The organism is Siphonobacter sp. BAB-5385, from assembly GCF_002261125.1.
Lineage (GTDB): Bacteria > Bacteroidota > Bacteroidia > Cytophagales > Spirosomataceae > Siphonobacter.
In genome coordinates this window covers 1-9,778 of record NZ_NMPS01000161.1, presented here as the reverse complement: position 1 = coordinate 9,778, position 9,778 = coordinate 1, and the positions used below count along the sequence as shown (strand labels likewise).

Here is a 9,778-nt window from a genome sequence, read left to right as displayed (position 1 = left end):
GGGCGTGCCGACATGGAATGTATACGGACTAAAAAACCAGCCGTGCTTGCGGGACGAAAAACGCAGCTATCATTGGACGCAAACAGCTACCCATCCACTTAAAAACCCGTTAGGAAAACGCCTCTGTAAACCACCAGAACAGCCCAATCATCAGAATGAGATTAGCGATGACTAAGGCATAGAGCTGCTGCCAGGACCGGATAAAGGGTGGCAGGCTTTCACGATCTTCATTCTTCATCATGTTCGTATGCAATCAATCCATAAAGAATGCAAACTGCCCAATTTTGAGCACTTGACCAACTTTTACCCGTAATCCCTTCTGGAAAGGGAACGAAGAAGCTGGGCAGTTTTTGTCCCTCCCGCCGATAACTTTTACGCCCGACTGTCGACTCTCTACTCTTTCGTCTATTTTTGCGGCTATGGTACAGATCGCCCCTATTACCGAAAGCCTGCCCGCTTTCCTTGCCTCGCACTCCTTTTCTCAGGTAGCCGTTCTGGTAGACGAGCAAACCCTTCAGCACTGCTATCCCCGCATTCAGGCCTTACTGCCCCCGCATACGCTGATTCAGATTCGTTCGGGTGAAAACGAAAAACACCTGGAAACGGCCACACAAATCTGGGAAGGTCTTACGAAAGCGGCTTTCGATCGCCACGGCCTGCTGATCAATCTTGGCGGCGGCGTCATTGGCGATATGGGCGGCTTCTGTGCGGCAACTTACAAACGGGGGATTGCCTTTATTCAAATCCCCTCAACCTTACTTTCGCAGGTCGATGCCAGCGTAGGCGGCAAACTGGGTATTGATTTCCAGGGACTAAAAAATCATATTGGCGTCTTCCAGATTCCCGACGCTGTTTTGATTGATGCCGATTTTCTGGCTACGCTCCCGCCCCGCGAGCTTCGGTCGGGTTTTGCCGAGATTATCAAACATTGTCTCATCGCCGATGCGGCTAAATGGGAGGAACTCCGTCAACAAAGCTGGGAAACGCAGAACTGGACGGACCTGATCGCTCATTCCGTCGCCATTAAAGAACGGGTGACGCAGGCTGATCCTACGGAAAAAGGAATACGGAAGATTCTTAATTTTGGACATACGCTCGGTCACGCCATCGAAACGTATTTTCTGGAAGATCCCGAAAAGCGGCTCCTGCACGGGGAAGCCATTGCGGCGGGCATGCTGACAGAGGCGTTTCTAAGTCGGCAACGGGGCTGGCTGACGGAAGAACAATTCGCCACGATTCAATCGTACCTGCTTCAAACCTACGGCAAAGCCCAAATTCCTGCCGATGCCTTCGAGGCAATCGTCGAATTAACGGCTCAGGACAAGAAAAACCGGGGTAAGGAAGTTCGGTTCTCCCTACTCGAGGGCATTGGTAGCTGTCGCTTCGACATTCCCGTATCCAACTCCGAAATGCAGGAAGCTCTGACGTACTACGCGGGCCTGTAAGGGCGTCGTTTCAAATCGGTTCCCTATGCATATTATTACCTTCCTTCAACAGCACTTACCCTTATCTGCGGAAGTCGTCGAAGAGCTTCAGAAAATTATTGTTCGGGAACACCTTCCGAAAAACCACGTGCTGGTCCGGCCGGGCCAGCACTGTCGAAGGCTCTTTTTCATTGAAGAAGGTCTCATTCGGGAACATTATCAAAGCCTCTCGGGGAAAGAAACGACGTACCGCTTTCATACGGAAGACAATTTCGTAACGGCAGACGAAAGTTTCATCGACGGTCAACCCAGTCAGTATTACCTGGAAACCCTGGAGGAGACAACGCTGTGTTCCATCTCGCACGAAGACTTTGAGCAGTTACTCAAACGGCATCCCCTTTTCGAGCAACTGCACGTTCTGGTCATGCACCAGGTGATGCGGGAAATGAAGGAACGCATCACGGCCCTGCAATTTCAAACGGCCACCGAACGCTACGAGTCGTTACTCCAAAATCAACCCTCCATTTTTCAGCGGGTCAGCCTGGGTCATATTGCTTCGTACCTCGGCATCTCGCAGGAGACGTTGAGTCGGATTCGGAGTAAAAAGTAGGCATAGCCTAGAAATTTGAAAATCCGTAGCGGATGCTATGGATAACGCAGACTGCCGTTCTCAATACCAGTCTTCCAAAGAAATATACCTTAGAAGCAGCAGCAGAATCTACTCCTCTGTAAAAATCACTTTATCTCCCCTTTCCAAGGAGCGAGTTATCCGTAGCATCTGCTACGGACGCCCAAATTAGTAGGCTCCGCCTACCTCCCTTCGCTTTTTGACTTTTATCAAAGAGCCTGGCGTAAATCTTTCCGAGCTTTGCATGCACAACCCGAAAGCAGTGTTATGAAAGCCCTGAATTTCACGCAGCAAAGCAGCCCTATACCGGATCGACACTGGATCTTTTTATCAACGTCGTACTCCCTGCATTCGCTGATTGATTTGCTAAAAACTCTACTGAATCGCCACCAGCCGTGTACCGTCATTCATGGCCTGACGCAGCTGAATTCTCCGTTTTTTCCCGACGAGCTTACCCGTCTCGAATCGACGTTTCGTGGCCTTTTGAAAACGTATTATGTATTCGGCAGTCCTACACCAGCTTACCCGGCGTTAGACCTGCTCGAATCGCTCACCAATACATTCCCCGTATCAGAACTAAGTTTTATTCTGACGGATACGGAAGAATGGGTTGACAGTGTCCTTGAACACTTACTCTTTTTAGAAATCCCCCAATCACAAATTCACCTACTGGAAACGATTAATTAATGAAGTTATGAAACCCAAGCCTTATTTTTCCATCAGTGTAGCAGCCTTCGTACTCGCCAGCTGCCAGAGCAAACCCGCTCCCGAAACCGCCACCGCCGATCCGGCCGTACCGGTCATTACGCAAACAGTTAGTCGATCTTCTTCAGAAAATCAGATTTCGATTAGCGGAAACGTCGAAGGAAACCGGACCGTCAAACTCGGTTTTCTCGTGGCGGGAAAAATCAACTACATCGCGGCTACGGAAGGCCAGCCCGTAGTCGCTGGAAAAGTACTCGCCAGTCTGGACCCTACCAGTTACCGGCTCGGCGTGGACGCGGCTACCGCCAGCGTCAATCAGGTGCAGGACGAGTACAACCGGCTCAAGCTTATGCACGACCGCAACAGCCTGAGCGATGCCGATTTCGCCAAAGTCTCTAACGGACTCAAACAGGCTCAGGCCCAGGCCGGACTCCAGAAAAAGAACCTTTCGGATACCAAACTCTACGCTCCTTTCGCGGGCGTACTGCTCAAAAAGAATACGGAGATTGGTGAAATTGTAGGTTCGGGAATGCCCCTGTTTATCGTCTCGGATATCCAGAAAGTAAAAGTCAACGCGGCTATTCCAGAATCGGAACTACAGCGGGTGAAAATCGGTCAGTCAGCTCAGGTGTACATTTCAGCCCTCGACAGCACCTTTACCGGAAAAGTGACCGAAGTAGGTTCCGCCGCCGACGCGACGACGCGTTCGTTTTCGGTGAAAATCGAATTACGCAATCCGAAGCTCCTGATTCGTCCCGGTATGGTGGCCGAAGTGAAACTGCCTTCGACGCAGAAAACGGAATCGCTAACCTTACCCGCCGAAGCTGTCTTGCACGATACCGATAATTCTTCCTACGTTTTTGTAGCCGATTCGCAGAAAAAGCAGGCCTTTAAACGTAGCGTATCCATCGGTCGCCTGCTGGATTCTACCATTGAAATTACTTCGGGTTTGCAGCCGGGCGAGCTCGTCATCACGGGTGGACAGCAGAAAATCCACGACGGTTCCGCCGTTCAGCTTACCAATACCCAGCCTTAACGTATACAAAACAACGTTCAATTTTATTTAACGGACGTATACGCTTCTTACTCTACAGGCCTTATCCAGTGTAGATCATGAATTTTGTCAAATCATCCCTAAAATATTCGCAGGTTACGCTGACGGTACTGCTGATGGTTTTTGCCGTTGGTGTACATTCCCTGCTGACCATGCCCCGCCGGGAAGACCCCAAGATTACCATTCGTACGGGTCTGGTACTGGCGTATTTCCCCGGAGCGAATTCCGCTCAGGTGGAAGATCAGGTTACCAAAAAGCTGGAACAATACCTGTTTCAGTTTGAGGAAGTTAAGAAATCTAAAACCTTCTCCACAACCCGCGACGGAGCCGTCGTGATTAATGTGGAGCTGGAGGATAAAGTGAAAGATCCGGACGTGTTCTGGAGTAAACTGCGGCACGAATTACTCGTCGCCAAAACGCTGGCTTTGCCCGAAGGTGTACGTGGCCCGATCGTCAACTCCGACTTTGGGGATACGGAAGCTTTGGTTATCGGGATCGAATCCGATCAGGCTTCGTACAACGAGTTGAAAGACTATCTGCAAAAAGTAGAAGATCAGCTCCGAACGTTGCCCGCCGTGTCGAAAATCAAACGCATTGGCGAGCAGAAAGAACAGATCGTCATTACGAGCAATTCCGAAAAACTGGCTCAGTACGGCATCAAGTTCACGCAGGTGATGAACGTACTGAAATCCCAGAATGCCATTAGTCCGACGGGAAATGTGAAAACCGGAACGGCGGAGGTACCGCTCTACGCCAACGGTGGTTACAGCACCGAAAGCCAGATTGCCAGTCAGATCATCGGTACTTCTAAAACCGGAGACGTGATTCGACTCGGCGACGTAGCCCGCATCACCCGTCAGTACCAGGACCCCACAAGTACGACAACCGTAAACGGACACCGGGCCCTGATGCTGGCCGTGGAAATGCACGAAGGAAACAACATTGTGTCGTTCGGTAAGGACGTTGATGCTCAGCTGGAAGCCGTGCAGAAATTACTACCGAGTACGGTGAAACTGACTACGATTGTCAATCAGCCGCATCTGGTGGATGAGAACGTTGGTCACTTCATCCGGGAATTTTTCCTGGCTATTGTTTCAGTCGTGATTGTCGTGATTCTACTTCTGCCCTTCCGCATTGCAGCGGTGGCGGCCATGGCGATTCCGATGACGGTTGCCGTCACTTTTGCCCTGCTGCACGCCTTTGGTATCGAGCTGCATCAGGTATCGCTGGCGGCCTTGATTGTGGTACTGGGCATGGTCGTCGATGATGCCATCGTCATTGCCGATAACTACGTGGAACTGCTCGATGAAGGACTGGACCGCTGGACGGCCGCCTGGCGGAGTGCCAGTGATCTGGTAGTTCCCGTATTTGCGGCGACGATTACGATTATTGCTTCCTTTATGCCGATGGTTATTCTGTCGGGCTCGGTAGGTGAATTCATTTTTGCCCTGCCTATTACGGTGGCCATTGCCTTGTCTGCTTCGTTCATCGTCGCCATGATTCTGACGCCCTTACTGTGTTATACTTTCATCAAAAAAGGCTTACACGATCCTTCCGAGGCGAATAAGAAGAAACGTACGTCCCTGCTGGATCGGATGCAGAATGGCTACAACGCGGCCATCGACTGGTGCATGCGTCATTCCGGCGTAACGATTCTGGGCAGTTTGCTGACGGTTGCCCTGGCGGGTTTGCTGTTCACCACGATTCGGCAGAAGTTTTTCCCAGCGGCGGAGCGAAATCAGTTCGTCGTGGAATTGTGGATGCCGACGGGTACGAAACTTGATAAAACCCGGGCGGCCATCAATAAAATTGAAAACGTTGTCAAGAAAGATCAGCGGGTAACGAGTTACGCCACTTTTGCCGGAACAAGTGCTCCCCGATTCTATTACAACTTTTCGCCCGAAGTACCCGTCACCAACTACGCTCAAATTCTAATCAATACCACGGATATTGCCAGTACGCAGGCAATGGCGGAAGAGCTCTCGCGTCAGGTCGATGCTCTGGTGCCCGAAGGACGTCCGCAGGTGAAACTCATGCAACAGGGTACAGTCACCAAAGCTCCGGTGGAAGTACGCATCGTGGGCGACGATCTGCCTACGCTCAAGCAAATCGGTGTACAGGTGGATAGCGTGCTACGAAATACGCCCGGCAGTGCGATGGTTCGTACCGATTTTATGGAAGATTATTACGGAGTGAACATCAACCTCAAGGGTGAAGCCAACCGACTGGGTTTTACCACCTCCAGTATCGGGCAAACGGTTTACGCTGGTTTCAACGGGGCTCCTGTGACCACCTTGTACGAAGGCACAACACCCGTGGATCTGGTGGTACGGCTGGACGAAACCAACCGTCGCAATTTTGATGATTTGCTCAACACGTATCTCTCCTCCCCTGTCACGGGAGCTTCGGTACCCTTGCGGCAAATCGCTGATCTGCAACCCGCCTGGCAAACGGGCCGCATCATGCACCGCAACGGTGTTCGAACGCTGACGGTCCAAAGCGAAACGCAGGCCAATTTGTTGCCCTCGGAATTGCTAAAAGCGGTTCAACCCAAAATTGAGTCGCTGAAATTGCCCGCTGGTTACCGCATCGAATACGGGGGCGAGTACGAAGGACAGAAAGAAACGTTCAGTCAGATGGTTGTGGTTATGGTGATTAGTATCGTCCTGATATTCCTGATTTTGCTGTTCCAGTTCCGGAATATCAAGGAAGCGTTCCTGGTAATGCTGACCATTCCGTTGAGTTTATTCGGGGCGTTCCTGGGACTGATTCTCACGCATAACAACTTTGGCTTTACAGCTTTCGTCGGACTGATCAGTTTGTCGGGAATTGTGGTACGGAATGCGATCATCCTCGTCGATCATACCAACGAACTGCTCAAACACGGCATGGACATCCCTACCGCCGCCGCCGAATCGGGGAAACGACGCTTACGTCCGATTTTCCTGACGGCCATGGCCGCTGCCATTGGCGTATTACCCATGATTCTCTCCGGATCGCCCATGTGGAGTCCGTTGGCGAGTGTGATTGCCGTGGGCGTGGTCTGGTCGATGATTATGGCCCTGCTGACGGTACCCGTGCTGTACGTGAAAATGATTAAACCGAAAGACAAAGCGTATCTGATGAGCGTTGGCCGCGATACGCAACCCGTCTAAGTCTTTTCAACCCATTCCATTAAAACCCATGAAAAAGGTTTTGTTATACAGCTTTCTGCTCGGCTCGGCGTGGTCCGTACAAGCCCAGGAAGTACTCTCGCTGGAAGAAGCTAAAAGTCAGGCTTTACAGCACAATCGCTTGCTGAGTATTCAGAAAGAGAAAGTCCGCGAAAGCGAATACAAAGTCACGGAAGCCAAGACGAAGAATAAACCACAATTTCTGGCTTCGGGCATGTATGTCTTCAATGGGATTACGAAAGATCTGGCGATTCCCGCCGGAGCCTTTGGTCAGGTCGGAGGCACGTATCTACCGCAACAACCCGTTCCCTTATTTCAGAGTAAACACAACCTCTTTCTCGGCTCGGTTGGAGCGTACCAGCCCATCAGTCAGCTTGGAAAAATCAGGGTGGGTGTGAAAGCCGCCGAAGCCGACGTACGCATCGCCCAAACGCAGGTAACCAAAGCTGAATTGGAAGTACTACAGGGTGTGGAGAAGCTCTACTATGGTGTGCTGATCGCTCAGAAGCAGCTCGACGAAGCCAACGCCAATGTGCAGCTTACCCAGGCCAAGCTGTACGACGTAGAAAGTGCCCTGCTGGCGGGAAAAACCGACGAAGTATATAAAGTAGGGTTACAGGCCGATCTGGCCAACCAGCAGCAGAAAGTGGTGCAGATTCTGAACCAGATGGAAGATTATGAGGCGGATCTGAAAGTCGTACTCGGGGTGCCGGATACGGATTCCTTACGGCTCACTGACGTTAGCGTGGCTGGACTGGCCGTGCAGCCGTTGAATACCTATCTGGAAGAAGCCCGGCAATCCAATCCGGACGTAAAACTGGCGACGCAAACCATCGAAAAAGTGGAGTACGGCATTGAAGCCGCCCGCAAGGACAAGTTGCCTAACGTCGGCGTACTGGCTGGCTACAATTACCAGAACGTCATTTCGGATTTACCAGCGAATAATTACTTCCTGGGACTGAACGTAAGCTGGAATATCTATGATTTCGGCAAACGCCGTTCAGAAGAAAACCAGCGGCTTTCGCAAAAAAAACAGGCCGAAGCTTATCAGGCTCATACGCAGGAAGATGTAGCCGCTAAAATCAGTAAAGCGTACCGAAAAGTGACACAGTCGCAACGCCTCATTACGGTGGCTCAGCAGGCGGTTACCCTACGTCGTGAGGAAGTACGGATGAAAACCAATGCGAAAGAAGCGGGACTGAAACTGGAAAAAGATTTGCTGGAATCGAAGGCGAGTCTGGCGAAGGCGGAGCAGGATCTGTACGGGGCTCAACTGGCCTATCGGCTGGCCATTGCGGAATTGAATACGCTGGCGGGTATTCGCTAGAAAAGCTTACAGGAAAGAAAACGGCGGGCGGAAGTTTGCCGTTTTTTTTGTAAATGAATTTGAGCAACGGGCGGCAAGGGATTCGTTGCATCAGATCGTACTTATTTCAGCACGTAGGCGTGAGCGGGCTCTCCTTTCTCAAGTTTGATACGTACGCCATCAATTTCTTCGGGTACACGTCGCTCCCAGTGTTTGGTCAGACTTTTCACCCGGACCAGGATGTACTCTTTTTCGTTTTCCCGCCGGATTGCCAGTCCCAGGAACCCCTGCTCATCGCGGAGTTGCCGGGACAATTCTTTTTTGATTTCGCCTACCGTACTCATCATCTTCATCATTTACTAAGGGTGACATTCAATGCCCGTAACACATTAGCAATGGGATTGGCAAAGGTCAGATTCCCATCACCGGCAAACAACAAGCCGACGACTAATCCCGTTCCCGCTTCCACGATAATTGATCCCGAGTCGCCGGGCTGGGAAAATGCGTTTCCGTTTTCCCCTTCAATTTCAATCTGATCCACGAAATAGGCCTGCTTGCGACCAAACGTAACGGGTAAATCCGTGGAAAGCGAAACAATCGTGCCCGTGGAATACCCCGTGGTGCGACCGTATTTTTCCACTTTCATGCCGTACGTGGGCGTGGTAATGCCCGTCAGCGTAGCCAGCGGCGGATTCGACGGAGGAAAGTTAGTGGAAACCAGCGAATTATCCAAAGGTTCTGCCAGGGCGGCGTCGACTTCGTTAGTTCCGCTAAAATCAATGGGTACAAATCGGGCCAGTGTACCTACCCGGCTCGCATTCGATCCGCCATCGCGAACGCCGGGTTGCCAGATGGGATCGCCGGTTTTCGCTTCGTTGCCATTGGCGAAAACGTGATTGTTGCTGAGCCAGTACGTCTTTCCCTGATCGTATACGGCACAACCCAGCGTCCCCGCCGATACGAGTTCATGCCCGATGGACACGCCGTACCACAGGGGTCGCTGCGAGCGGCGGATGGGTTCACTGAAGGCAATGACCTGATTGGCGTGAATCATGCGTAAATCCGGCTCCTCAACTTCCAGTACGGTAGCCAGAGCCGTAATTTCCTGCGGAGAAAGGGGATTTTGAACGAGCACGCGAATGTGGTACTCCTCCGTTCCCTCCCGTCCAATCCCAATTCCGGCAATGGCGGGCTGGATGAGATGCGTACTGCTTTCGAGTACCGTATCCAGTCCGAACGCCCGCACTATTTTATGTTGAGTAGCCAGCAACTGGCCCGACAATACACTTTTGGCCTGTACGGCTTTTTGATAATTCATACTGTTTTTAGCAACAAGTATATATTCTGTTTCGCAGGAACGGCTGGTTTTAGTTCGTATGCCGTTGAAACTTAGTCATAAAAACAACAATCAACTAGTATTCTAGGGTAAGTACTTCGTCCCGGAAACACGGCTGGTCATTTAGTCCGTATACATTCCATGTCGGCACG

8 protein-coding genes are annotated in these 9,778 nt (G+C 51.2%); 6 read left to right on the top strand and 2 right to left on the bottom strand.

The features are described 5' to 3' along the window. The first annotated feature begins 419 nt into the window (after positions 1 to 419). From aroB to BWI93_RS15850, 6 genes are all read left to right on the top strand, one after another. Entirely contained in the window at positions 420 to 1,445 is a 1,026-nt protein-coding gene (gene aroB, locus BWI93_RS15875; RefSeq protein WP_094813013.1) for a 3-dehydroquinate synthase, read from the top strand. A gap of 25 nt (positions 1,446 to 1,470) precedes the next feature. Next, the gene (locus BWI93_RS15870) at positions 1,471 to 2,034 is read left to right on the top strand and encodes a Crp/Fnr family transcriptional regulator (protein WP_094813010.1); all 564 of its coding nucleotides are present in this window, start codon (positions 1,471 to 1,473) and stop codon (positions 2,032 to 2,034) included. 258 nt (positions 2,035 to 2,292) lie between these two features. Next, the gene (locus tag BWI93_RS15865; RefSeq protein WP_176454239.1) at positions 2,293 to 2,739 is read left to right on the top strand and encodes a hypothetical protein; all 447 of its coding nucleotides are present in this window, start codon (positions 2,293 to 2,295) and stop codon (positions 2,737 to 2,739) included. A gap of 7 nt (positions 2,740 to 2,746) precedes the next feature. Beyond that, a complete protein-coding gene (locus tag BWI93_RS15860) occupies positions 2,747 to 3,793 on the top strand; it encodes an efflux RND transporter periplasmic adaptor subunit (RefSeq protein ID WP_094813005.1) in 1,047 nt (348 codons plus the stop codon). Positions 3,794 to 3,870: 77 nt separating this feature from the next. After that, on the top strand, positions 3,871 to 6,966 hold the full coding sequence (locus BWI93_RS15855; RefSeq protein ID WP_094813003.1) for an efflux RND transporter permease subunit: 3,096 nt from the start codon (positions 3,871 to 3,873) through the stop codon (positions 6,964 to 6,966). Between the two features lie 28 nt (positions 6,967 to 6,994). Further along, the gene (locus tag BWI93_RS15850; protein WP_094813001.1) at positions 6,995 to 8,311 is read left to right on the top strand and encodes a TolC family protein; all 1,317 of its coding nucleotides are present in this window, start codon (positions 6,995 to 6,997) and stop codon (positions 8,309 to 8,311) included. Between the two features lie 101 nt (positions 8,312 to 8,412). On the opposite strand, the gene BWI93_RS15845 is transcribed toward BWI93_RS15850, so the two are convergent. Continuing rightward, positions 8,413 to 8,637 carry a hypothetical protein gene (locus tag BWI93_RS15845; protein WP_176454238.1) on the bottom strand — a complete coding sequence of 75 codons (225 nt, stop codon included), beginning with the start codon at positions 8,635 to 8,637 and terminating at the stop codon, positions 8,413 to 8,415. A gap of 5 nt (positions 8,638 to 8,642) precedes the next feature. Next, the gene (locus BWI93_RS15840; protein ID WP_094812997.1) at positions 8,643 to 9,608 is read right to left on the bottom strand and encodes a hypothetical protein; all 966 of its coding nucleotides are present in this window, start codon (positions 9,606 to 9,608) and stop codon (positions 8,643 to 8,645) included. Positions 9,609 to 9,778 lie beyond the last annotated feature (170 nt).